Origin of the sequence: Parabacteroides sp. FAFU027 (assembly GCF_022808675.1) — a bacterium.
Lineage (GTDB): Bacteria > Bacteroidota > Bacteroidia > Bacteroidales > UBA7332 > CAXXIC01.
This window is the reverse complement of the sequence record NZ_JAKZKV010000014.1, coordinates 32754-57758: the sequence shown is the minus strand read 5'-3', so window position 1 is coordinate 57758 and position 25005 is coordinate 32754. Positions and strand designations below refer to the sequence as shown.

Annotated in this window: 20 protein-coding genes and 1 pseudogene; 15 read left to right on the top strand and 6 right to left on the bottom strand. The window is 44.7% G+C overall.

The annotated features are described in order from the left end of the window. The first annotated feature begins 811 nt into the window (after positions 1-811). Positions 812-2197: an RHS repeat domain-containing protein gene (locus MLE17_RS16710; RefSeq protein WP_243349867.1), complete on the top strand. Its 1386-nt coding sequence runs from the start codon at positions 812-814 to the stop codon at positions 2195-2197. A 7-nt stretch (positions 2198-2204) separates the two neighbouring features. Beyond that, entirely contained in the window at positions 2205-2573 is a 369-nt protein-coding gene (locus MLE17_RS16705) for a hypothetical protein (RefSeq protein ID WP_243349866.1), read from the top strand. A gap of 404 nt (positions 2574-2977) precedes the next feature. Here MLE17_RS16705 and MLE17_RS16700 read toward each other — a convergent pair whose 3' ends face one another. After that, entirely contained in the window at positions 2978-4999 is a 2022-nt protein-coding gene (locus MLE17_RS16700) for an APC family permease (protein ID WP_243349865.1), read from the bottom strand. 427 nt (positions 5000-5426) lie between these two features. Here MLE17_RS16700 and mtaB point away from each other — a divergent pair, with 427 nt between their 5' ends. From mtaB to MLE17_RS16670, 6 genes are all read left to right on the top strand, one after another. After that, positions 5427-6743, top strand: a complete 1317-nt coding sequence (mtaB, locus tag MLE17_RS16695; protein ID WP_243349864.1) for a tRNA (N(6)-L-threonylcarbamoyladenosine(37)-C(2))-methylthiotransferase MtaB — start codon at positions 5427-5429, stop codon at positions 6741-6743. A gap of 9 nt (positions 6744-6752) precedes the next feature. Continuing rightward, positions 6753-7631, top strand: coding sequence for a lysophospholipid acyltransferase family protein (locus MLE17_RS16690; RefSeq protein ID WP_243349863.1), 879 nt, complete (start codon positions 6753-6755; stop codon positions 7629-7631). Positions 7632-7716: 85 nt separating this feature from the next. Continuing rightward, positions 7717-8730, top strand: a complete 1014-nt coding sequence (locus MLE17_RS16685) for a glycosyltransferase family 2 protein (RefSeq protein ID WP_243349862.1) — start codon at positions 7717-7719, stop codon at positions 8728-8730. Between the two features lie 104 nt (positions 8731-8834). Continuing rightward, positions 8835-11639 carry a T9SS type A sorting domain-containing protein gene (locus MLE17_RS16680; RefSeq protein ID WP_243349861.1) on the top strand — a complete coding sequence of 935 codons (2805 nt, stop codon included), beginning with the start codon at positions 8835-8837 and terminating at the stop codon, positions 11637-11639. A 129-nt stretch (positions 11640-11768) separates the two neighbouring features. Beyond that, entirely contained in the window at positions 11769-12314 is a 546-nt protein-coding gene (locus MLE17_RS16675) for a hypothetical protein (protein WP_243349860.1), read from the top strand. A 47-nt stretch (positions 12315-12361) separates the two neighbouring features. After that, on the top strand, positions 12362-13297 hold the full coding sequence (locus MLE17_RS16670; protein ID WP_243349859.1) for an alpha/beta hydrolase: 936 nt from the start codon (positions 12362-12364) through the stop codon (positions 13295-13297). Between the two features lie 318 nt (positions 13298-13615). On the opposite strand, the gene MLE17_RS16665 is transcribed toward MLE17_RS16670, so the two are convergent. The 3 genes from MLE17_RS16665 to MLE17_RS16655 form a co-directional block, all read right to left on the bottom strand. Further along, a complete protein-coding gene (locus MLE17_RS16665; RefSeq protein ID WP_243349858.1) occupies positions 13616-14671 on the bottom strand; it encodes a LamG-like jellyroll fold domain-containing protein in 1056 nt (351 codons plus the stop codon). 155 nt (positions 14672-14826) lie between these two features. Then, positions 14827-15204: a DUF4469 domain-containing protein gene (locus MLE17_RS16660; protein WP_262920353.1), complete on the bottom strand. Its 378-nt coding sequence runs from the start codon at positions 15202-15204 to the stop codon at positions 14827-14829. Continuing rightward, positions 15164-15559 carry a DNA-binding domain-containing protein gene (locus tag MLE17_RS16655; RefSeq protein WP_243349856.1) on the bottom strand — a complete coding sequence of 132 codons (396 nt, stop codon included), beginning with the start codon at positions 15557-15559 and terminating at the stop codon, positions 15164-15166. Before MLE17_RS16655 ends, MLE17_RS16660 begins: the two co-directional genes overlap by 41 nt. A gap of 333 nt (positions 15560-15892) precedes the next feature. Between MLE17_RS16655 and epsC the strand changes: the two genes are divergently transcribed. From epsC to MLE17_RS16630, 5 genes and pseudogenes are all read left to right on the top strand, one after another. Next, positions 15893-16792, top strand: coding sequence for a serine O-acetyltransferase EpsC (epsC, locus tag MLE17_RS16650; RefSeq protein WP_243349855.1), 900 nt, complete (start codon positions 15893-15895; stop codon positions 16790-16792). Then, a pseudogene (locus tag MLE17_RS16645) lies at positions 16789-17937 on the top strand (class I SAM-dependent RNA methyltransferase); the annotation flags it as partial. The gene epsC and the pseudogene MLE17_RS16645, both read left to right, overlap by 4 nt. A gap of 209 nt (positions 17938-18146) precedes the next feature. Next, the gene (purD, locus tag MLE17_RS16640) at positions 18147-19415 is read left to right on the top strand and encodes a phosphoribosylamine--glycine ligase (RefSeq protein WP_243349854.1); all 1269 of its coding nucleotides are present in this window, start codon (positions 18147-18149) and stop codon (positions 19413-19415) included. A gap of 68 nt (positions 19416-19483) precedes the next feature. Next, complete coding sequence (locus MLE17_RS16635) at positions 19484-20476, top strand: hypothetical protein (RefSeq protein WP_243349853.1); 993 nt, start codon at positions 19484-19486, stop codon at positions 20474-20476. Beyond that, positions 20461-20919, top strand: coding sequence for a YqaA family protein (locus MLE17_RS16630; protein ID WP_243349852.1), 459 nt, complete (start codon positions 20461-20463; stop codon positions 20917-20919). Before MLE17_RS16635 ends, MLE17_RS16630 begins: the two co-directional genes overlap by 16 nt. On the opposite strand, the gene mnmD is transcribed toward MLE17_RS16630, so the two are convergent. Further along, on the bottom strand, positions 20916-21587 hold the full coding sequence (mnmD, locus tag MLE17_RS16625) for a tRNA (5-methylaminomethyl-2-thiouridine)(34)-methyltransferase MnmD (RefSeq protein ID WP_243349851.1): 672 nt from the start codon (positions 21585-21587) through the stop codon (positions 20916-20918). The two genes, MLE17_RS16630 and mnmD, sit on opposite strands and share 4 nt — an antisense overlap. Before the next feature lie 170 nt (positions 21588-21757). Here mnmD and MLE17_RS16620 point away from each other — a divergent pair, with 170 nt between their 5' ends. After that, positions 21758-22633, top strand: coding sequence for a metal ABC transporter solute-binding protein, Zn/Mn family (locus tag MLE17_RS16620; protein ID WP_243349850.1), 876 nt, complete (start codon positions 21758-21760; stop codon positions 22631-22633). Then, positions 22626-23318: a metal ABC transporter ATP-binding protein gene (locus MLE17_RS16615; RefSeq protein WP_243349849.1), complete on the top strand. Its 693-nt coding sequence runs from the start codon at positions 22626-22628 to the stop codon at positions 23316-23318. The genes MLE17_RS16620 and MLE17_RS16615 overlap by 8 nt, the downstream gene beginning before the upstream one ends. A 152-nt stretch (positions 23319-23470) precedes the next feature. Here the strand turns inward: MLE17_RS16615 and MLE17_RS16610 are convergent, their stop codons facing one another. Then, complete coding sequence (locus tag MLE17_RS16610) at positions 23471-24907, bottom strand: DUF3078 domain-containing protein (RefSeq protein WP_243349848.1); 1437 nt, start codon at positions 24905-24907, stop codon at positions 23471-23473. Between the last annotated feature and the right edge of the window lie 98 nt (positions 24908-25005).

The following is a 25005-nucleotide window of genomic DNA, read 5'->3' as shown; positions in this document are numbered from 1 at the left end:
TTTTGTCTGGTTGAGGTTGGTGTTCGTAATAATGTCTTTCAGTTTGAAAGGATATGTGGTGTATTTGTGATAATATGATGTAAATGAGTGATGTTTGTAATCGAATTAAAAGTTGCTTGCTTTTTTAATCAGGATTGCATTACTAGAGCATCACCGGAGTTACAGTAGAGGATCCGTGGAGGTAGAGTATGTTAGCTGTTTGGGTATAGATAGTTTGTAGTATTTAGTGGTGTCGGAGTTCCGGTATGACGCTGACAGGAGCAGGCTCGCTGTCAGGTCGTTGGTGTGCGATTGTTGTACGGTTGATTAAAGATGTTGGGATTCGCATTCTGCTATCTTGTCAGCGTCGGAGAGCTGACAGCGATAAAGAAAAAGAAAACACCGTAAATTTCTGAATATGCCCACATATATCCCCCTCCTTAAATTAAAGGACTTCCCTCTGCTATCATATCCTCTGCCCTCATGTAGAAACATATCGGGTTCTTGCAGCCCCCAATAAATCATCGTCCAATACCTGATAAGGTTAATGCGACTTAATGTTTACTGCCAGAATTATCCCTTCAAGGATAATATTGATCATAGCGAGTCAATTGTAAGTATTTCAGCGCTTTGAGGTAATTTGATGTGTTTGTGTTGCTGGAAATAGCCCTCTGTCTTTGCTTCAGCACAAACAAAAACAGGAACCCGTTTAAGTTTGTAAAACGAGTTTATTTACAAATTTAAAAGGTCAAAATCATTGCAAGAACTGACCCCGGTATTTTAAGTCCTGTTTCCGGAACCATCGGAAACATAGTAGGTGTAAGTCGTGCTGGTGGATGACCTCACCCTGCACTACGCCAATAGTGAAAAGAGTAACCAGATCGACTGGATCACCGATGCACGCGGCACACAGGCGCTCAATAATACCAAGGAGTACCAGGACATCTCCAAGGCCACTTCTGGCGAGTTTGCCTACGATGCCAACGGTAATATGACCAAAGATCTGGATCGCAACATTGTGGCATTCCGGTATAATGTGTTAAATTTGCCCGATGTCATCCAGTTCCGTAACGGCAACCAGATACGCAACCTCTACGATGCGAGTGGCAAGAAGCTGGGAACGGAGTATTTCACTCAGTTGACCTACATCACACCACTGGCCGACGGGCAGATTAAAGCACAGAGTTATCTGGCGGGGACAGTCGACCAGAATGGTACGGCCTATATCGGCAACTTTGAGTACAAGACCCTAAATGGAAATGCTTCGCTGACTACCTTGAGTCGTATTTATAACGACGAGGGGTATGTGGAGAATCTCGCATCGCCGCAGTATTTCTACTATCGTCGAGATCACCTGAGTGACGACCGGGAGGTATGGCTTGCCAATACCAATACAGTAGCACAGCGGACACAATATTACCCATCCGGATTGCCATGGGCATATCAAGCAGGCGACAATCCGGATTTACAACATCGTAAGTACAACGGCAAGGAGTTTGTAGAGATGCATGGGTATGATACCTATGACATTGTCTGGCGGCAGTACTATCCGGCGATTATGAGGTTTCAGACACCGGATCCGGAGGTGGAGAATGATTATGACCTGAGTCCATATACCATGTGCCATAATAACATGGTACTTAAGACAGATCCGGATGGAAGAATGCCACAAATGGTTGCCGGTGCTTTAATTGGTGCTGCTCTTGATATTGCAGTACAATCTGTCGAAATAGGACTTAGTCACAATAAAACATTCTCAAAAGATTTCAGTTTTGGATCTGTTGTTGTTGCTGCTGTTGCCGGTGCTACAGGAGTTGGTTTAGCATCGAAAATTGGTCATATGTCATCTGTAGCTAAGTTGGCAATTGGTGCTGCTCACGATATGGCTGCAAGTGCAGCTGGTCAACTGGCAAAAGATGGTAAGGTTAGTATAAGGAAAACCGTAGTTGATGGTTTAGGTGGCAGAGTTACGGGTGAAGTCGTTGGTAAAATAGCAAGAAAGTTTATATCTAATTCATCTACAGCCAAAGTGCTACAAAGTGCTTCTCATCGACTAAATGATCATAAAGGATCAAATCCTTTATCTGCTAAAGCTATTGATGCCAAGACTAAATTGACAAATTATGTTGAGAATCGTACGAATTTAGCTGCATCAACTGCCTCTACAATCGTAACAAATAGTGCAAACGCAGCAATTGATAAACTATCTAAAAAGTAAATGATTAATGGATGTAATAAAAAAATGCAGAAAGTATTTCTCTTCAGAAACTGGAGCTAAAACAATTTTTTATTTAGCCGGGCTTGTTTTTACTGTTTATTCTTTTGGATTGAAGGTATCGCTTCTTATTGTTCTTTTTTTTGCCTCTGGAATAGCATTTGGATTATTCTTTGACTCATTTTATTGGCTAATAAGAGCTAAAAGAGAGTCAACTAGATATCCTGTAAGTAAATGGATTTACAAATTGATAGCAAGCGTAATTTGTATTGTTTTGCTGCTGGTATTTACAGATATCGAAATTCTTATCTACGCATTGTTGATTGGGATAGTTATTTTGGTTGTTCCATTGATTTTTGCATCAAAGTGGGTTGACTAATATCCAAGGATGCCCCCGTCACCAGTAGCGTGCGATAACCGTTATCCGATCATTAGGCAGTTTGGCGAAAGCTCTGCTGTCGTCATTGCTAAAAGCAAAGCTCCTGCTTTGCATCAATAACGCGGAAGCAAGAATAAGAAAGCAGTTTCAGCAATCGGTCTGGAGCTGCTTTCTGCATAATGTATGAGTATGGGATGGGGTAATTGGAATAGAATGGTTATTTTTGATGATTGTACAGATAATCAGGATTTTTTTATACTAAGGTAAGGCCAGGAGGCCTTGATTATCAACGACGAAGGCGGAGCCTGTCGCCGAACGACAGAGTGCGGTAATTGGCAGTTGTGGGATTGTGTGTGGGATAGGCTACGGTCAATCGGGGGGAAATATGACAATAGATTTGCTCATTATTTATACCTGCTTATTTCCTGCACCTTATTCAATGAAATGGGTATAATGATCGTTGTGATTCCCAGATTATATAAGTGCTTTTGGATGGAGAAAATAGTATAGTTGTGCAGGATTCTGGTTATTTGGTATGTGCCTTTAAACACAAGTTGTCCACCCACAAACGTTGCATTCGGGTATTTTTTTACTATTTCGGGAACCATTTTAATCACTTCTTCAGCCACATTGGTTCCAATACAGTAATGGTATTCGGCATGATATCCCATTTCCCGGATTAAAGAGGTGTATTTATTCAGGTCCTGTTCAATATTCTGTCTTATTTTGTCGACCACATGACTCTTATGAAAACTATCCGAATCGACGATGCCGACCTGTATAAAAACGAAATTCTTATATACATTCTGAAAGGAATTCAGGATCGTAAACAGGGAGTAAAGTCCGATTCCCGAATACCCATTTACAAGGATCACCGCTGTCATATCCCCCGTGCCGATGGTCCGGTTTTCATTTGATGAACAATTTAATTTATGCTTCAGGCTGCTGACAATTTCCGGTGTCTGTGAGATTAGGATATGATGTATTTTACTAAGTTCAAGCCCGATTAACCGATAATGCCTTTTGATGTAAAAACCACCAGTCACCAATGCTCCGGTAATTATCATTGTAATCCAGCCCCCCTCGTAAAACTTAACGACAATTACATTAAGCAGGATAAACACGGTAAGCAACAGCCCAATTCCATTGATCAGAAGTTTCTCAAGCCATTTCTTTTCCGTTTTACGTTCGGTAAACCAGTGTTTTACCATCCCGTATTGAGATAGAGAAAAGGTGATAAACACATTTATACTATATAATACGACCAGGAATGCTACCGATGCTTTTGATAGCCAGATAACGGCAAATGCAGCAATACCCATTATCAATACTCCATTCCGGGAGACCAGCCGATCGCTTAACATCGTAAACCGGTGAGGCAACCAGGAGTCATGTGCCATGTTGGCCATCACTCTCGGGCCATCTAAGAATCCGGTCTGAGCAGCGACAAAAAGCAAGGCGGCTTCAGAGATCAATGTTATGTATAAAAATGCTTGGCCGATAACCGGATTCCATGTGTCAATGGCAGACGTGATCAATATCGCATTTATTGTTTTTCCGGGTTGAAGATGAATATTGAAGAGGAAAAAAGATACAATCAATCCCAGTACGGCAACCGACAATGAAAAGGCTAGCAACCGCATCGTCTTAATGGCTGTTTTCACTCGGGGCTCGCGTAGGTTCGGAATCCCGTTGCTTACTGCTTCAATCCCGGTATAAGTTCCGGCACCCATGCTATAGGCTTTCATGATCAGAAAAAATGTTCCGTAAAAACCTAACTGATGGACCGTATTGGAAAATTCAGCCCCGGTCTGTACCGCTACGTTCTTTATATCAGGAATATGAGTAGAAAATGAGAATCCAATCAATAAGATGTGGGTAAATACGAAAACAATAAAGATGGGGGTTAATGCTTTTACCGATTCTTTTACACCTCTGAGATTTAATATGACAAGCACTGCTAATATCGTAAGTGCGAAAACTGTTTTATAGGCATGATACTGAATGGGCAGAAAACTGAAAACGGCATCAGACCCACTCGAAATAGAAATGGAAATGGTCAAAACATAGTCGATAAGCAGTGCGCAACCCGACACCATTCCCATTTGGGGAGAGATTAACCGACTGGCGACTAAATAACCGCCACCACCGTGTGGAAACAATCTGATAATCTGGGAATAACTGGTGCTGATGATAAATATGGTTGCTGTTGTTAACAGTCCGACTATAATTGAGAGGTTGATATGCGCCCCCAATGTCTTATAGATCTCTTCGGGTCCGTAACACGAAGATGATAAAGCATCAGCACCAAGTCCAACCCAGGCAAGAAAGACAATCAATGAAATTCTGCTGAATGTACTGCTGTCGGTCAAATCACGCGTGTTTCCGATTACAGCATCCTTTAATTTTTTGAGAAGGTCTCTCATTTCTTATCTCAGTTAAAATTAGAACAATTGTGACGGGGCAAAGTTCCGTTGGGTTGTACACGGAGGAGTGGGGAACCCATTTAGAGATTCGAAGTCTTTGGCTAAAGCCGGATTTGTTCTGTTTCATATCTGACCGTCGGCTAAAGCCTGACGGCAATTTATTATTGTTGCAGTTGTTGCATTGCCGTCCGGCTTTAGCCGACGGACAAGGGAGTTCTTTTTTTATCGGCTTTAGCCAAATCGACTGTATCGTTATATTTTTTGACACTATTGACAGGATACAACGATTGGGGGAAAAGCCAACGAACCAGATGGTATTCAGATCACTTTCCGTATATATACCATAAACTTGAAACAAAGTTAAGTTTCGTTCCAGATAAGCGGCTGGCAGGAAAAATGGCTAATTTTGCAGTCCAATTTCCTACAAATGATTGATAATACACAATTTGAAAATAAAACTGCAGTCTATTTTACCTTAGGCTGCAAACTCAATTTCGCTGAAACTTCCACTATCGGCAAGATGCTGAATGAGCACGGTGTGCGCCCTGTGCGCAAAGGCGAGAAAGCCGATATCTGTGTGGTAAATACTTGCTCCGTTACCGAACTTGCTGACAAGAAATGTCGTCAGGTTATCCGCAAACTTATCAAGGAACATCCCGGCGCTTATGTTGTGGTAACAGGTTGTTACGCACAGCTTAAAGGACAGGAGATCGCCGAAATCCCAGAAGTAGATATTGTTTTGGGTTCCAACCAAAAGATGGATATCCTGGCTCACCTCGGCGACCTGCGTAAGAAACAAAAAGGAGAAGTGGTCTCTTCGTCCAAAAACGACCTGAAAAAGTTTGTGCACTCCTGCTCGAGCGATGACCGCACCCGCCATTTTCTGAAAGTACAGGACGGTTGCGATTACTATTGCACTTACTGCACTATCCCTAATGCCCGTGGTAACAGTCGTAACGGAACCATTGAAGAGTTGGTAGCACAAGCTAAAAAGGTGGCAGCCGAAGGTGGCAAAGAGATTGTCCTGACCGGTGTGAACATCGGTGATTTTGGCCGTACTACCGGAGAAACTTTCTTTGAACTGATTCAGGCCCTGGATAATGTGGAAGGGATCGACCGTTTCCGGATTTCATCCATCGAGCCGAATCTGCTCACCGATGAAATTATCCGCTTTGTGGCCGGTTCAAAACGTTTTGCACCGCATTTCCATATTCCGTTGCAATCGGGCAGCGACGATGTGCTCAAGCTGATGCGCCGCCGTTATGATACGGCTCTGTTTGCGCATAAAGTCCAATTGATTAAAGAGATTATCCCCGATGCATTTATCGGAATAGATGTCATTGTAGGTTCTCGCGGAGAGACGGAAGAGTATTTTGAAGACGCTTACCGTTTTATAGAATCTCTCGATTTTGCTCAGCTTCATGTATTTACCTATTCCGAGCGGGCTAATACCCAGGCGCTGAAGATTGAACATGTGGTAACGCCGCAGGAAAAACAGCAGCGCAGCAAGCGGTTGCTTGACCTTTCTGACGAGCGTCAACACCAGTTTTACCAGAAGTATCAGGGCGAAATTCGTAAGGTGTTGTTTGAACATTCATCCAGTGGGAAAATGATGGTCGGCTTTACCGAAAACTACATCAAAGTGCAGGTTCCCTATCAGGAGGAATTGATAAATACGACCCAATCCGTATCTTTGCAGGAGTTTAATGGCGACAAAACGCTGTTGAACGGTTCATTGCAATAAGAACACAGAATGGAAAAAGCTTTGTATTTATTACTATACACCCTTATCCGGATTCACGCCAAGCTGCCGCTGCGCTGCCTCTACGTGATTTCGGATATTTTATTCCCCATCACCTACTATATTGCCAGGTACCGGCGGAAAGTGGTTCGACAGAATCTGACGGAATGTTTCCCCGAAAAGTCAGAAAAGGAGATTGTCCAACTGGAAAAACGATTCTATCACCATTTTTGCGATTACATTGTTGAAAGCGTAAAACAGGCTGCCATAACAAAAGAAGAGGTACTTAGCCGTACCCGGATCACAAATATGGAGGTCATGAATGAGTGGGAGAAAAAAGGGCGTTCAGCCATTATCATGCTGGGGCATTACGGTAACTGGGAGTGGTTTTCGTCAATTAACTATCGCCTGAATACGACACAGTCCGGACAGATATATCGCCAGCTGAAGAGTCCGTTGATGGATAAAATATTCCTTCAAATCCGTTCGGTATATGGTGCGCTCAGCATTGAAAAGAAAAAGACGATGCGTGAAATCCTGATGCTGAAAAAGCAAAAGAAACAGGTGCTTATCGCATTCCTTTCGGACCAGTCACCATCAAGAAACAATCTGATTTACTGGACCAACTTCCTGAATCACGAGACATCAATACTGGTGGGAGCTGAGCGAATTGCCCAGAAGGCTGATTTTGACGTGTTTTACTTTGATGTCCGTAAAACCGGACGGGGGAAATACGAGGCTGAGATAAAAGTGATAACTGAAAATCCAACCGAAACACGGGAGTTTGAAATTACTGAAAAGTATGCCAGGTTGATGGAGGAAACCATTATGCGTGACCCGGCCTACTGGCTGTGGACACACAAGCGGTGGAAACATAAACGGGAAGATTAACCCCTGAAAAATAGTGAGCGGGAAGTATCCGATAGGGTATTTCCCGCTTTTTCATTACTTTTACATTCTGTTTTAAGGAAATTCCATGAAGAAAGTCTCTGTAGTCATACTCAACTGGAACGGTGCAGCCCTGTTGCGCGAGTTTTTGCCGTCGGTCATAGCCAATACCAACAGCGAACTGGCCGATGTTTACGTTGCCGATAATGGCTCTACGGATGACAGCATCGCAGTTCTGGAATCGGAGTTTCCCGAAGTAGGAATTATCCCTATGGATAAGAACCGGGGCTTTGCCGAAGGTTACAACCAGGCGCTGAAAGCAATTCAGACAGAATATTCCGTCCTGTTGAACTCTGATGTACAGGTTACTCCGGGCTGGATAGAGCCGCTGGTCTCCTTTATGGATTCCCATTCGCAAGTAGCTGCCTGCCAACCTAAAATCCGCGCTTACCGCAGTCCCGAATACTTCGAGCACGCCGGAGCTTGCGGCGGTTTTATTGACCACCTCGGATATCCTTTCTGTCGGGGCAGGCTTTTTCAAACCCTGGAAAAAGACAACCAACAGCACGACTCCATTATTCCGATTTTCTGGGCGACCGGAGCGTGCCTTTTCATCCGGACTAAACTCTATTACGAAGTGGGCGGACTCGATGGAGACTTCTTTGCCCACATGGAGGAGATTGATCTCTGCTGGCGATTGAAGTCAAGAGGTTATGACCTTTATTGCATTCCCCAAAGTACGGTTTTCCACCTAGGAGCAGCAACACTTTCGACCGAAAGCCCGAGAAAAACCTACCTCAATTTCCGTAATAACCTGCTGATGCTGTATAAAAACCTTCCGCAGAAGGAGCTTAACAAAGTGCTGTTTATCAGATTGATTCTGGATATCTTGGCATTCTTTGTAACGTTGGTTGGCGGAAAAACCGGAAATGCGGTAGCAATCTGGAAAGCGGTAACTTCATTTTACAAGGATAAAAAACAGTTCACTGCGAAGCGGAATGAGAACCTGAAACTGGCTGTCCGCACTTCTTTTCCGGAGATGTACAGCGGGAGCATTGTTTGTGATTTTTACATCAAAAAGAAGGAAACGGTTATATTATAAGCAGCTTATCCACCAGTTTTTCCACTTTATTTACCAATTTCCACCCATCGGAATTTCTAATGCAAACTAATTTTACGGACTTAAATTATAAATCTAAGACCGTAATGAGAATTCTCTACAAACCAACCCTTTCACAGTGGCGATATTGGATTGCAATTGCATGCGTCACTTTTTTATTTCAACCCGAAGCTGTTTTTGCACAAAATTCCCCGGTTATAAAAGTCGATTTAAACAAATCAGGACGACAAGCATCAGAAGTTAATGAGCCGGGGTACACTTCATGGTATCTCGCTGTTGATGGGGCGAAGAGCGATAGCATGACAATCAGCGGCGTTAAAATCAAATTCACACAAGTAGATGAATTTGGCACAGGATTGACGACCCAATGGTACAAAGCCGGCATCTCATCTCCGTATTATGCCCGCCTCGTTGATGATGGTGTCATGGTCGCTGGAACCAATGCCAATAACGGGGCAAAAATAGAAATGCGCATTAGTGGTCTACCAGCCGGGGAGCATACTCTTCTCACATTTCACAATACTTTTGACAGCCCATTGGCATACACTTTTAGCCCGATTAATATCTATGTGAACGGGGTGTTGACTGTAGAGAAATTGATGCCCAGCAATCGTGCGCTCAAAACCTCAGATGTTCCGACGAAATATTTCAAAATACAAGCAGTTGACGGACAAGACGTGGTTGTGCTGTTTGAAGCTGATCGGACCTCTTCAGCGACACAGAAAAACGTAACCTTGTGTGGCTTTGAAATAAATACGACCAATATCGCAGCAGCTGCTAAAAATCCGGTTCCTGCCGATCGTGACGAACATGTAGATGCAGACAATGGAACTGAGACTCTTCTATGGAGCCCGGCTCCCGGTGTTACCCAACACCAGGTCTATTTTGGCAATGATTCTGCCAGCGTAGCTAATGCAACTGTAACTTCACCACTTTACAAAGGGATACAGTCGGATACCACCTATACTTTATTAAACCTGTACAGCATGAATACCTGTTACTGGCGGGTAGATGAGATAACATCGGTAGGACTCGTTACGAAAGGCAACGTTTGGTACTTCCGTCCCCGTCAGCTGGCATTCCCCGATGCGGAAGGGTATGGCCGTTTTGCCCGTGGTGGCCGAGGCGGAAAAGTCGTTGAGGTAACCAATCTGAATGATGATGGTCCGGGTAGCTTGCGTGCTGCTGTGACAACTGATATTGGTCCGCGCACGATTGTCTTTTCCGTTTCGGGAATCATTCAACTGCAATCCAGACTTACATTGACTCAACCTTACATCACAGTAGCTGGACAAACCGCACCGGGTAAGGGGATTTGTATTCGAAGTGCACCTTTCGGAATGAGTGGAGCTAAAGATGCTGTGATTCGTGATATTCGCGTGCGTTTGGGTAAAGGCCAGACATACGATGGGATGGGAATGGCCGGAAGCGACCACTGCATCATCGATCACTGTTCCATCAGCTGGACTATAGACGAAGCATTCAGCTCGCGTAACGGGAAAAATATCACCCTGCAGCGGACTTTGATCTCTGAAGCCCTGAATGTGGCCGGCCACCAGAACTATCCGGTTGGAACGGCTCACGGTTATGCGGCAAGTATCAGCGGTGAAAAGGGCAGCTTCCACCACAATCTGTTGGCTCACTGCTCGGGACGCAACTGGAGCCTGGCGGGTGGCCTAGATGGTAACGGTTATTATGCCGGAAGTCTCGATATTTTCAATAACATAGTGTATAACTGGGACAACCGGACTACCGACGGTGGCGCCCATGAGGTGAACTTTGTCAACAACTACTACAAACCGGGACCTGAATGTTCGATGAAATACGCACTGAACGCACAATACGATGCTTTTCCCGGTACACAGAAATATTACTTTGCCGGCAATGTAATGCCCGGGGTATTTGATGAAACGAATCAAACGGCAGGTCGGAAATATTCCGGAACACCTGATGGGTACAGTCCCTGGGTGGATGCGCCGTTCTTTCCCTCTTTTGCTAAAATCCATTCGGCAACCGATGCCTACAAGAGTGTGCTCTCTGATGTGGGATGTACGCAACCGCTATTTGACGACCATGATATCCGGATTATCAATGAAACATTCAACGGAACATATACTTATAAAGGTAGTTATACCGGTTATAAAGGTCTGATTGACGATGAGGCTGACGCGGGTGGTTATGAAAACTATCCGCAGGAAACGCGTCCTGCCGGTTTCGACAGTGACCATGACGGACTCCCTGACTGGTGGGAGAATATCATTGGCACGAATGCCAATTCGGTAGCCGGAGATTTCAGCGATGCGAATGCCGATGCCGACCACGATGGTTATACGAATCTTGACACTTACCTGGAATGGATGGCGAATCCTCATTTCACTGCCGTTCAGAACCAACCGTTGCAGATAGATCTTTCAGCATTTACCCGTGGTTATAGCGGAACGTTGACTTTTACAACATCGGATGTGGCTAACGGGGTGGTTACCGTAAATTCGTCTGCAAAGACGGCTCAGTTTACTCCGGCACAAACCGGTTTGGCTAAATTCAAATTCACCGTTACCGATGCCGCCGGAGCTACCACTACGCGTACCATCGGCCTCCGGGTGGAAAGCAGCGCCTCGGCGGTTGAGAAAGTTCAGACAAATGCATTGTTACGGGTATATCCCAATCCGGTGAAAGAATCCCTGAATCTTTCTTACAATGCAGAAGTAACGGATAAGGCTGAAATCATATTGATTAACCAGGCGGGAGCAGTGGCGCTTCATAAACAGTGTAACGCCATTAACGGTCAGAACAAGGTAAGCTTAAACGTGTCAGGTTTGGCATCCGGTAGTTATTTGCTTACTGTGAAAACCGGACAGACAACCAGTACCGTTAAAGTGATTAAGCAATAAATATCCCACACCATATATCTCCTGACCGCCTTGCTCCCACAGCAGGGCGGTTTTGCTTTAGATACCCCACAAACAAATACCTTTGCAGGTGTGTTCTTTATTCAAGCTCCTAATCAAAACCCTTTTATTATGCCTAAACATTCAACCCTCTGCGGCTTTCTGCTCCTGTTGCTTGTCGGTTTCACCTTGCCCGGGTTGGCGCAGAAGCCCATCCTTGATGTTGGTCTTCGTCTGCAAAAGACGGTGAATCTCTACAATGAGAACGGCCTTTCGGTGCAATATTCCCATCCCACGTTGTGCTATGACAAGCTCTATTTCGGGCTGAGTTACGTGACCAGCCGACTGGGAACGGCGATTAACAGCAATGCCATCAAGCAGGATAACTATATCCTCTCGGGAACGTGGATGTTTCGCCCGCAACACGTCGTGCGCCCTTTTGCCCGGTTGAATACAGGTTATTTTCATGCCGATTATGAATATGCGATATTTGATGACCTGGATAACACTTCAGTGTTGCTTTCTCCCGAAGGAGGAGTCTGTTTTGAGACGCATCTTCCCATCAAGATTTCCCTTTCGATGGGATACAATGTAATTACGGGTAATGGTGTGAATGGCGCCGGCACCCTGTTTCCCCTTTACTTTCAAACGACATTATCATGGAACGTATTCAAATAAATAACGCTGGATCAACGAGATGCATTTCGTCACAGAGACGCATAATCATGCGTCTCTACATTGGAATGGTGATGATTATGGGATTGGTAGCCGGTTGCGACAAAACACCGCCCTATGCCGATGCAATGCTGGATAGCGGGAAGCTCTTTGACCCATCGCTATACCATCCGGAGAAATACCTGACATCGATTGCTCACCCCAATCCGACGGCCGCTGAGAAGACGCGACCGGTTATTATAGCCTGTCACGGTTACAGTGCGACTACCTTCGAGTGGGATGAATTCCGTACGTGGTTGAAGCCGGACTCGGCAAAGGTGTTTGTCTCTCAGGTGTTGCTGGGCGGTCACGGTCGCAGCTATGAGACGTTTAAACAATCCACGTGGCGGGACTGGCAGGACTCCATCAAATCGGAATACGAACGTTTGGTCAAAGAAGGCTACACCAATATCAGCTTCACCGGTTCATCCACGAGTGGGCCTCTGATTATGGAGATGGTGGCTTCGGGGTATTTCAACGGAAAAGTGATACCGAAGAACATTCTGCTGGTGGATCCGATTGTCATTGCTTCGAATAAAACGCTGTCACTCGTTGGCATACTCGGTCCGATGCTGGGCTACATTGATACTAAAAACTCTGCCGCTGAGGATAAATACTGGTATCACTTCCGTCCGCAGGAAACGTTGCAGGAGTTGCAGACACTGCTCAACCGGGTGCGCAAGGATTTGGAGAAAGGCGTCACCCTGCCTGCCGGATGCGCGATGAAAGTCTATAAGTCGAAGAAGGATGATGTGGCCGACCCGGTGAGTGCTGTGTTGATTTACAAAGGAATGCGCACGGCCTCAGGAGGATTGATCGATATCGATATGGTGGATTCGCGGCTGCATGTCTTCACACGGCTCGACCTCCGGACAGATGCTACGGATAAAGATCGAATGAATCAGCAGAATGCTTTTCAGGATATGGAGAGTCGGGTGTTGAGGTAACGATAAACGACAAACGGTCGGAATTTTAGGATTCCGACCGTTTGTTATTTCTGTAGGGGTAACCCTTGTGGTTACCCTATAATCTTGGTTGCCCAATTCATAATGATATGCGAATATGATTACCATCTGTTTTGATTATTTGCGTGAATCCATTTGCAGAATATCGTTTATAGAGCTCAACCATAAGGGTTTCATTTCTTTTCAATACATAACCCGGACGGGTAAAACGTTGAAATATCGTCCGGGTTAATATAGTATGTGTTTCTCAATGGTTGCAGAGGAGCAATTAGAATTTGCTGCTTTTATAGTCAGTTGAAGTTATTGGAGAATGATTTTCTTTACATCAACGGTATTCCCTTTTGCATCAACTAGTTGAATAAAGTAAATGCCATTACCGGTCCATTGTGACATGTTTATCTTAGAAACCTGCTCATTTATGTTAGTAGAGTAGATTTCCGAACCTAAAGCATTTTTTATCTTAACTGAGTATTGATTCAATGTTGAAAAGTTATTTCCGAAGTCTACCATTAAAAAATCCTTGGTAGGATTGGGATATACTTTGATGGTATTTTGATAGGTAATAGGAGATATCCCCAACAGATTAGCATTGATTACCAACGTGTCGGTTACTGATACTAATTGTTTGCACATCCCATCATTAAAGACTTTTGCTATTTCGGTAGGAGTTAGTTGTCTGTTCCAGAAAGCAATGTCATCAAGTTTACCCTTGAAAAATGCTGTTCCATTGGGGAAGTTAGGTGAAAATGTGCATCCAAGATTAATCTCTCTATCCCCCGTTACAAAAGGAACCTGAGCGACCGAATCAACATATTCCCCATTTTTATATACTTTCATTACCGAACTAGCATTGTTATATGAAATAACATAATGGGTCCAGGTGTAAATCATAGGGGTTTTGTCATATATTGTTGATACTTTTCCCGGATATATACTTTGGATGTATGTCACTTTTTTAAGGTTTTGACTATTGGATAACCCGTAAACTATTCTGTAGCGATAATTCCAGTTAGTGGCACTTCTATCATTAAAAAACTCATAACCATCGAGTTTTGGGGTTGTATCAGTTGGTAATACCCAGATTGAAATCGAATAAGAACTATTGGATAATTTAGTGTTTATCGATGAGGGTAAAACGATATGGTCGTTAATACCATTAAAAGCATATGCTGCATTGTCGTGCCCAAATCGGTCACTGGTCAAAGTTGCGCTAAGAATCTGTCCATTGTTGTCATTTGGACCCTCGTCGTTTACGGTGCCATTAAATGGGAAATATGCAACCAATCCCTTTAAGGGAAGTTGAGCGTTGATACTTAACGATAAAACCAAGAGTGAAAGAGAAAATAGTTTCTTCATTGTAATTCAATTAAATATAGTTGTTTATGATAAGAACTTAAAACATTATTATCTATAGCGGAAAAACTTAAGAATTTTCAATCGTACGATTGCGATACTCACAATAACGTTATTGTGACACCCACAATCGCTCGATTGTAGGTGTCACAAACGACTTATTGAGCGGTCAACACTTTGTCAAAAGTTATAGACCTCGGATCTTTTAGCAATTGAGCACCACTATATTGGCTAGCCACCTCCAACACATAACTCCCCGCCGCCAATCCCGGCGTGACAATCACCAGCTCCGATGGATTATTGGTCACAATGTCGGTTGGATCCACTTTTGTGCGTTCGCTGGTTGCCTCGTTGACGAAGAAGATGCCCACGGATTCGTGCTCACCCACTACTTTGAGCTTCGAACCTTTGATGCGGAGGTTGCGGTTGGGGGTGATGCGGTCGTTGATGAGGCCCGTCTTCACGTCGGTCACCTGGGCAATTGAGATGCCGCTTTCAGCCACACCGAGGATATCCACCCCGATGTCGGAGAGCATTTTGCGTAGCACATCCCCCCTGGTTAAATTGGAACAGGACGGAATGTTTCGATGGGTTGAAAGTTTCCATCGGGCTGTTGAAAACTCCCTTAATCAGCGGAGTGGCAGTGAAGTAGCCCGTGTTGACGGAGAATCCGTCACTCAGTTGGTAACCCATCTCTTTGAGGAAGAGATTCACGCTGTGCTCCATGGCCGTGGCCGACACGTCAGCCCCGCCACGTCCTGCGGCAGAGTTGCAGATGTCGGGAATCGACAATGTGCGTTCAGCACTTACCCGCGCGATGAAATCGTTCGGGTCTTCTGTTAGTACGTTTTCGAACAGGTTCGCCTTCAGGCGATGTTTGATTTCTGACATAAAAACATTCGTTTTAAAGGTAAATATTCAAATAAAAGAAACACTCACGAAACGAAATACAAGGTCTTTTGCATTAACTAAAAAGTGTCTTCAATCAAAGGGTTATTTGTAAATCTATGTAAATGCCGTTAATCCCGCAATAGCAAGCGATACTTTTTTTAAGGAAAATCCTTTTCGATAGAACTGTCATTTAACAAAAGTCACCCTTTCAGTTGGCTGCCATAACCGCCTCAATCTCCCTGTTAATCAACCCTAATCAAGCATTCTTAATCTCAAAATCAACAGCTTTGTGCATTTTTGACTATCTTTGCACACTAACTATAAGCAATAGGTATGACATCGATTAGTCACTCAGATATAATCACCTCTACAGTTAAGAAACTGTCAGATCCTGAATCATTTAAAAATCTGAGTCATCAACACCGCGAAGGCGAACCCATGCCATCAAGCGAGGAGTTGAATGACTTTATCAACCTGGCCCGCGCGATTCTCTTTCCGGGCTTTTTCGGAAACTCTACCATCAACAGCCGCACGCTTAACTACCACATCGGGGTAAAAGTGGAGCGTATGTACGAACTGCTCGTGGAGCAAATCCTCGCCGGTATGTGCTACGAATGTGCAGCCAAAGATGTCACCCACTTCAACGAATATCAGGAAAAGGCGATGGATAAGGCGGCTTCGTTTATCGAAAAGCTGCCCGAACTGCGCCGCATACTGGGCACAGATGTGCTTGCCGCATACAACGGAGACCCTGCAGCTCAAAGCACCGGCGAGGTGATCTTCTGCTACCCGGCCATCCGCGCCATCACCAACTACCGTCTGGCACACGAACTGCTGCTGCTCGATGTGCCTCTTATTCCCCGTATGATCACCGAAATGGCTCACTCAGAGACCGGTATCGACATTCACCCGGGAGCTACCATCGGCGAGTATTTCACCATTGACCACGGCACGGGTGTGGTAATCGGAGCGACTGCCATCATCGGCAAGAACGTGAAGCTTTACCAGGGCGTTACCCTCGGTGCGAAGAGCTTCCCGCTTGATGCAGACGGTAATCCGATAAAAGGAATTCCACGCCACCCGATTATCGAGGACGATGTCGTGATTTATTCAAATGCTACCATCCTCGGCCGTATAACTGTGGGACATGGTGCTACCATCGGTGGCAACATCTGGGTAACCGATGACGTGGCTCCGGATGCTCGCATCATACAATCCAAAGCAAAGAAATGACAAATACATACCAAATGATTGCCAAAACCCTCTATAATCTGGAGGACGTTTTGGCTGAAGAATTGATTGCCCTCGGGGCGAATGATGTGGAGATTGGCCGTCGCGCCGTATCTTTCACCGGTGATAAAGCCTTAATGTACAAGGCAAATCTGCATTGCCGCACGGCGTTGCGTATCCTGAAACCAATCTACACTTTCAAGGCTGAAAGCACCGATGAGGTGTATATGAAGATTAAAGAGTTTGCCTGGGAAAACGTTATCGGAATGAAGCAGACCTTCTCGATTGACACCGTGGTCTTCTCTGATAACTTCAAGCATTCCAAGTTCCTGACCTATCGGGTAAAGGATGCTATCGTGGATTACTTCAACGAGAAGTTTGAGCAACGCCCGTCGGTACGTCTCACCAATCCGGACATTTACCTCAATGTGCACGTGGCAAATGACAGCTGCACCATTTCGCTCGATAGCTCGGGTGAATCGCTGCACAAACGTGGCTACCGTCAGGAGCAGACAGAAGCGCCTATCAGCGAAGTACTTGCTGCGGGGATGATCCTGAAGACCGGCTGGAGAGGCGAATGTCCGCTCATTGACCCGATGTGTGGTTCTGGTACTATCCTGGTCGAAGCGGCCATGATTGCGCTCAATATCCCTCCCGGCATTCACCGCAAGGAGTTTGCGTTCGAGAAATGGACCGATTTCGATGAAGAGCTTTTCGATATGGTCTATAACGACGATTCCCGCGAGAAAGAGTTTGAATTTAAAATATACGGTTCGGATATCTCTCCGAATGCCATTGCGATTGCCGAAGCCAATATCAAACGTGCCGGCGTGAGTAAATACGTAGTGCTGAAATCACAACCGTTCCAGCAAATCACCAACCCGCCGGCAAACGGTATTCTTGTAACCAACCCGCCTTATGGCGAGCGTATCTCTACCCGCGACCTGTTGGGCTTATACGAGATGATTGGTGAGCGCCTCAAGCACGTATTTACCGGCTACCAGGCCTGGATACTCAGCTACCGCGAGGAGTGTTTCGAGAAAATCGGACTGAAACCATCGGCTAAAGTTCCTTTGCTGAATGGTACGCTGGAGTGCGAATTCCGCAAGTATGAAATCTTTGCCGGTAAGCACAAGGTGTTCAAGAAAAATAAATACGAGGGAAGACAGTAAGAGGTTGAGGTAAATCAACTCGAATCCCTTTCTGTTCCCGACAACCACAACGTGGTTGAATCTCAATAACCACGGGTGCAACCCGTGGTAGACAAATCCAAGTTCCTGAAGAACCCTGAAGGGGTTCAACCAAGGAGCAAACTGATTGAATATAACATTTGACAAATAGTTTATTTAAAGCAACAATGAACATTCTTCTATTAGGTTCGGGAGGCCGCGAACATGCTTTGGCCTGGAAAATCAAACAAAGTCCAAAAGTAGAAAACCTTTACATCGCTCCGGGTAACGCCGGTACAGCGACTGTCGGTACCAACGTTGCCATTTCGGCTACCGACTTCCCTAAAATCAAAGAGTTTGTATTAGCCAACCAGGTTTCGATGGTAGTCGTAGGACCTGAAGACCCATTGGTGAAAGGTGTTGTTGAGTTTTTTAAAAACGATGTCGAATTGCAGAAGGTAGCCATCATCGGCCCTTCACAAGTGGGTGCACAACTCGAAGGCAGCAAGGATTTTGCCAAAGCCTTCATGATGCGTCATAACATCCCGACAGCAGCTTACCAAAGCTTCACGGCCGAAACCCTGAACGAAGCCTACGCATTCCTCGAAACTCTCGAAGCGCCTTACGTATTGAAAGCGGATGGATTGGCTGCGGGTAAAGGAGTATTGATTATCTCTGACCTGGAAGAGGCGAAAAGAGAATTGGCAGAAATGCTCAACGGTATGTTTGGCGATGCCAGCAAAACCGTGGTCATCGAAGAATTCCTCGACGGTATCGAATGTTCGGTATTCGTACTGACCGATGGTAAATCATACAAAATCCTGCCTGAAGCGAAAGACTACAAACGCATCGGCGAAGGCGACACCGGCCTGAATACCGGCGGTATGGGTGCTGTTTCTCCGGTATCTTTTGCCAATGCAGAGTTTATGCAGAAAGTGGAAGAGCGCATCGTGAAACCAACCATTGCAGGTCTTCAGCAAGAGAATATCGACTACAAAGGGTTTGTATTCCTGGGACTGATTAAGGTAAAAGGTGAGCCGGTAGTGATCGAGTACAACGTGCGCATGGGCGACCCTGAAACAGAGGCCGTTATGCTCCGCATCAAATCTGACTTCGTCGATCTGCTTGAAGGTGTTGCTGAAGGCAAGCTGGATGAAAAAACACTGGAAGTTGACCCACGCAGCGCTGTGACTGTTATGTTGGTATCAGGCGGTTATCCGGGCGATTACGAAAAAGGCAAAGTAATCAGCGGTCTGGACAAAGTAACAGATAGCATCGTTTTCCACGCAGGTACTACCGAAAAAGACGGCAACGTTGTGACCAATGGTGGCCGTGTCATCGCGGTCAGCTCTTACGGTAAAGACAAAAACGAAGCGTTGGCTACCTCATTTGCCAATGCAAAAGTGATTGACTTTGACAAAAAATACTTCCGATCAGATATCGGATTCGATTTATAATTCATATTCCGGGCAGGCTGTGAGAATAGCCTGCCCTTACTCTCTTAATATAAAAGGTAATTGTGTCGATGAGAAACAAAAGCATAATTGAACATATTGCCACAGGCCGTTTCTCGGTACTGTTGACTCTTTTAGTGGTATTAAGCCTGATTGTAACCCGTATCCTGCTTTATCCGCATTCTATTCCGGTTAAACCTGACTTTGGACTTTTTTCAAATGTCCTGACCAATCTTATTCAGAATAACTACGTGAAATATGCGATAGACGGAGCATTTCTGGTATTGTTTGCATTCCTGCTCAATCATGCCGACACGCGTTTCAGTATCAATCGTATCCGCACATCTTTACCTTTCTTTATTTCCGGAATTATCCTGGTGACCAATAACCAATTGCTGGGCAACTGGGGCGAAAGTTTCAGCGCGTTGCTTATCATTGTGGCAATTGCGTCTCTGTTCAGTTCTTACCAGGCTCCACGGGCAGAGAAACACGCATTTGACATTTCGCTGTTGCTCTCTTTTTCCAGCCTTTTCTGGATAAAAACGGTTTACCTGCTGCCGGTCTTCTGGATTGGGATGTATATGATGAAGACGTTGAGCTTCCGTAGCTTCCTGGCTTCCATTATCGGTATCCTAACACCGTACTGGTTTGCCTTCTTCTATTTTGCCTATTATAACGACTATACGCCGTTGCTCAATTACCTGCAAACCGGAATTGACTTCCATTTGATTAACTTTACTGAGGTAAAACTCTTTAACTGGATTCACCTTGGAATTACTATTCTGACTACAATGTTTGCTATCGGTCACTGTATGTTCAGTAGCTACAACGATAAAATCCGTAGTCAGACTTTCCTGAACTTCCTCTTTTTCATCCTGTTCTGCACCTACGCGTTGATAGTCGTTGACTTTCAGCACAGCGGTTCCATCATTTACCTGAACTATCTGATTTCGACATTCCTGATTTCTTATCTCTATGCATCGGAAAAAGGACGCTTCTCTAACTTCTTGTTTCAGGCGCTCTTCATTACCTATGCGCTCATTTATATATGGAGTTTATCCTAAACTTTGCCGAATGGGGCTATTTCGGCCTCTTTTTGGCTTCTTTTCTGGCGGCAACCATTCTGCCATTCAGCTCTGAAATCGTATTCAGTGCATTGGTCCTGGCGGGAATGAATCTCTGGGGATGCACAGTTGCTGCGACTATCGGAAACTTTCTGGGAGGATTGAGTTGTTACTACCTCGGTTATCTGGGGAATGTGGAATGGATTGAGAAATACCTGAAGATTAAAAAAGAAAAGGTAGATAAGCTTCAGAACTGGCTCAACGGAAAAGGTTCAGCCATGGCGTTCTTTGTCTTTCTACCGGGTGTCGGAGATATTATTGCCGTTGCTCTAGGCTTTCTCCGGGCGAATGTATATGCGGTTTCCCTCTTCATGTTTGCAGGGAAATTTATCCGCTATATTGTTTGGATGCAGATGGTTTACGGTGTGATTAAGCTTTTCTAAATCTTTGTTGCCCGCAGCATTTCCCGCTTTCCGGGAGGACCCTGTAGTCTTTCTACAGTATAACCGGCCGCCTGCATAGCCCGTCTCACGACTCCTTTGGCACAATAAGTGGTCAGTATTCCACCGGGATTGGTGTGGTCGGATAGCTTCTGAAACAGTTCCGGTTGCCACATCTCGGGTTGTTTGTCAGGTGCAAAAGCATCGAAGTATATCAGGTCGTACATCTCATCGCCAAAGTCGTATTGGCATAAATCCGCCTTCTTTTTTTGCAAATGGAATAACGGGGTTATTTCGCAACTCTTTTCCCATTCAGCCTGATGCAGTTTGGTAAACAAACCGGCTTTTTCGGGCGCTATTATCTCTCCGTAATTGAGCTTCGAGTAAATATCTTCGGGCAATGGATATAACTCCAACGAAGTGAAATGAATCTCTTTCTGCAGTTTATCGCCTTCCAGTAAAGTGATGAAGGCATTCAATCCTGTGCCGAACCCGATTTCCAATACGCAGATTTTTTTAGCTTCAACCTTCCGTAATCCGGCATCAATAAATACATGCATCGACTCCTGCAAAGCACCGTTCACCGAGTGGTAATGCTCATTCATCGCCGGCACAAACAGGGTGTGTGAACCGTCTTTTGTTTCTTCAAGAATAATATTCGGATTGTTCATGCTGCAAAGATAGCAGTAATATCAAACCCTGTCAATAAACGGCAACTCTTCATCTTTAACCCGGCCAGGGCAATCTTTAGTCTAATCCTACGTTTTTGTAATCAGTATGACATTTTATCCAAACTTTTAGTTTTACCTTTGTTATAAGCAATACCCTTTTACTAACTACAATGAATAAATTTATCAGCATATTGATTGTCGGGCTCTTTTCTTTTGGCCTGAATTCATGTATTTCCGAAAAGAAAGATAAGCCGGTAATCACCGTTACTATCCTACCATTGAAGTATTTCGCGGACCAGATTGTTGGCAATAAAATGGATGTGATGTGTATGGTTCCTGCCGGCTCCAATCCGGAATCGTACGATCCTTCACCAAATCAACTGGTAACCCTGAGCAAAAGCAAATCCTATCTGGCTGTCGGTGAACTGGGCTTTGAACTGGCCTGGTTAAGCAAACTGCAGCAGAACCAACCCGCGTTGAAGATATACAAAACATCGAAAGGTATTCCGTTGATTGAGCATAAGCACAATGATTCTCATCGGAATGACGATGATGGTGGTCACTTCGGTTTGGACCCTCACACCTGGAGCTCCCCCAAAACCGCCCGTGTTATTGCCCAAAATATTCTTTCGGCAATAATAGAGACAGACCCCAAAAACGAAAAACTTTATCGCAAAAACTTTGTTCGGTTAATCAATGAGATAGACCAGACTGATTCCGTTTTGTCGAAAAAGCTCCGGACTGTTAAAAACCGCTCATTTCTGATTTATCATCCGGCTCTGACCTATCTGGCTCGGGATTACGGATTGAATCAATACAGCGTCGAGTTTAACGGAAAAGAGCCAACGCCCCAGCATCTGAAGATGCTTGTGGATGCAGCGAAGAAACATGATATCAGGGTCATCTTTATCCAAAAGGAATTTGATAGCAAGAACGCTCAGATACTGGCCCAGGAGTCAGGGTGCAAAATCGTAGTGATTGACCCGCTTTCGTACCAGTGGAGCAAAGGTTTAACTGATGTCGCAATAGCTTTAGCAAGTGAATAGAATCGTAGAAATAAAAAATATTACCGTCGGGTATGAAAACAAGGTCATACTCAAAAATGTAAACCTGACCATCCATAACGATGATTTTATCGGAGTGATTGGTCCGAATGGCGGTGGGAAAACTACGCTGCTCAAAGCCATTCTGGGCGTTATTCCCATTCAATCGGGACAGATAGAATTCCTGCAAGATGGCGAAAAGGTTCCTGACCTTCGCATTGGATACGTGCCCCAAAGCAATAATATTGACCGCTCATTCCCGATTAGTGTATATGATGTGATATTGTCAGGCCTGACGGGTGAAAGTAGCCTTTTCTCTAAATTTTCAAAGAGTCATAAACATGCGGTTGAGGAAATGATTAAACTTCTAGACCTTGAAAGTCTGAGAAAAAGACCGATTAGCCAGCTTTCCGGAGGGCAATTACAACGAACCTTTCTGGGACGGGCATTGGTGGGTAATCCCCAATTGCTGATACTCGATGAACCTAACTCTTATCTGGATAAGGATTCGGAAGGGAAGCTGAACGATTTACTTCAGGAGTTTAGTAAAGACCTGGCCATCCTGATGGTTTCGCACAATATCAGTTCGGTGCGCTCAATGGCCAAAAGTCTGGCATGTGTCAACGGTAGCCTGCACTATCATAGAAGTACCAACATTCCCACCGAATGTCTCTATGAATTTTACTGACTTTCCAAGACCTGGGAGACCATTTCCAAAAGCCAAAAAATAAACTCTAAGGCCTGAGATGATATTCACAGGCGGGTTGTGTTTTTATAAAAAGACCGGCTGCCAGGTTTTATCACCTGATAGCCGGTCTTTTTCCTTGTAATCGTAAAAGATTACCAAACGTAGCTAAATCCGAAACTTAGCAGTTCTTTGAACTGAAAGTAAGAGTCTTCATTACTTTTCAGTTTACGCTTATCATCAAACCTCAGATCAAAAAATATTTTCGTCGAGAAATATCGATTTACGGTAAAGTTGAGTGTATTTTCCCATTCTGACTCCACGCTCTTATAGGTGGTAAAATAGTAGTAGCGTGTATTCCAGCTGACATTCTTTTTAATATCCTGTGAAAACCTCAGGTCAAGACGGGATCCCACCTGGTCAAGGGCATGTTCGCCGGCTGTGATGCCATATCGGGTCACGTCGATACGTTTGTACTCTCTCACATATTTCCAGTTGTAAGATAGAGGCGAGAGCGCGAGATTCAGATCCTTTATCTTTAACTTCTTCAGGTCATTGGCATAGCTAAGACCGATACTGAAGCTAAATTCAGCAGGAGATAGGAACGATGCCAGCTTAGTGTTCGAATTGGTCTTGAACGAGTTGAAGAAACGGGTCTTAAACTCGGCGGTTGTCGAGTAGTTCCATTTTTGGAATGCTTTAAAAGCCAGGTTTGATGTGAGGCGAAGCTGGTCATCCGTTACCCGCCATGAACGGACTGTATCACTGGGAGCAGTAAAAAAGCTGGCCCGCCAGTCCAACTCATTGTTGAGGGTAAGGCCGGATTCGTGCGCGTAGTTCGCTTTCATGTTGAGTGTTCCGTTGAGTGCCAGGTTACTTTCACCCCCTTGCTGCCAGTTTTCAGAGATATAGTTTTGGGAAAACTGAAGTGAGGACTTGTTGGCATACGCCCAATACCCCTTTTTACCCAGGTCGATTGCCATCTTATTAGATGGTTTCAGGTTCGTAATATCGAGGTTGGTATGGGTAAGATGTTCCAGTAAAGTTGAAGTCTCAATGGTCGGCACTTCGTCATCTTTGTATTCGGAAGGATGACTGTTTTTGATACCGGTTATGAGATTGGGGTTGTAAAACATGATGTGATGCAAAATCTCCAGACGTAGCGTGTCAAGCCGGAAATACTCTTCCAGTTCCGGGTTTTTTTCCACCGAAACATCCAGATATTTCTTCTCTTTTTCGTATTCGTATAGGTATGGTGGTATCCGCCATACGTCGGTCGGGTAGGGGCGTTCATACTCCAGGGGCATATTCAGCCGGTTGTAGATTAAGAACGATTCCTCCTGTTCTACCGAGTCTACATTCTGGGCCGGTGTTTCCGTGGATTGGTGCGGCATCAGATCCACATTGGATTCCATACCGTCCGGAATAAACGTGTTTGTCGTGTCAATCAGGCTTTTAATGCTCTCGTCCTGCTTCGTTGTTGTTGAGTCCTTTGACGAATCCTGTGCCGGTTCATTGGCATAACCGGTCATTGACATAATGAATCCCGAAAGGATTAAAATAACTCTGTATTTACCTAAACTAATCATCATCCCTATCTATTTTGCCGCAAAAATAGCATAAAATGGACGGACTAAAAAGAGACTTCGTCGATTATTGATTCCCCATTGGAAAAAAAGATGTACTTTTG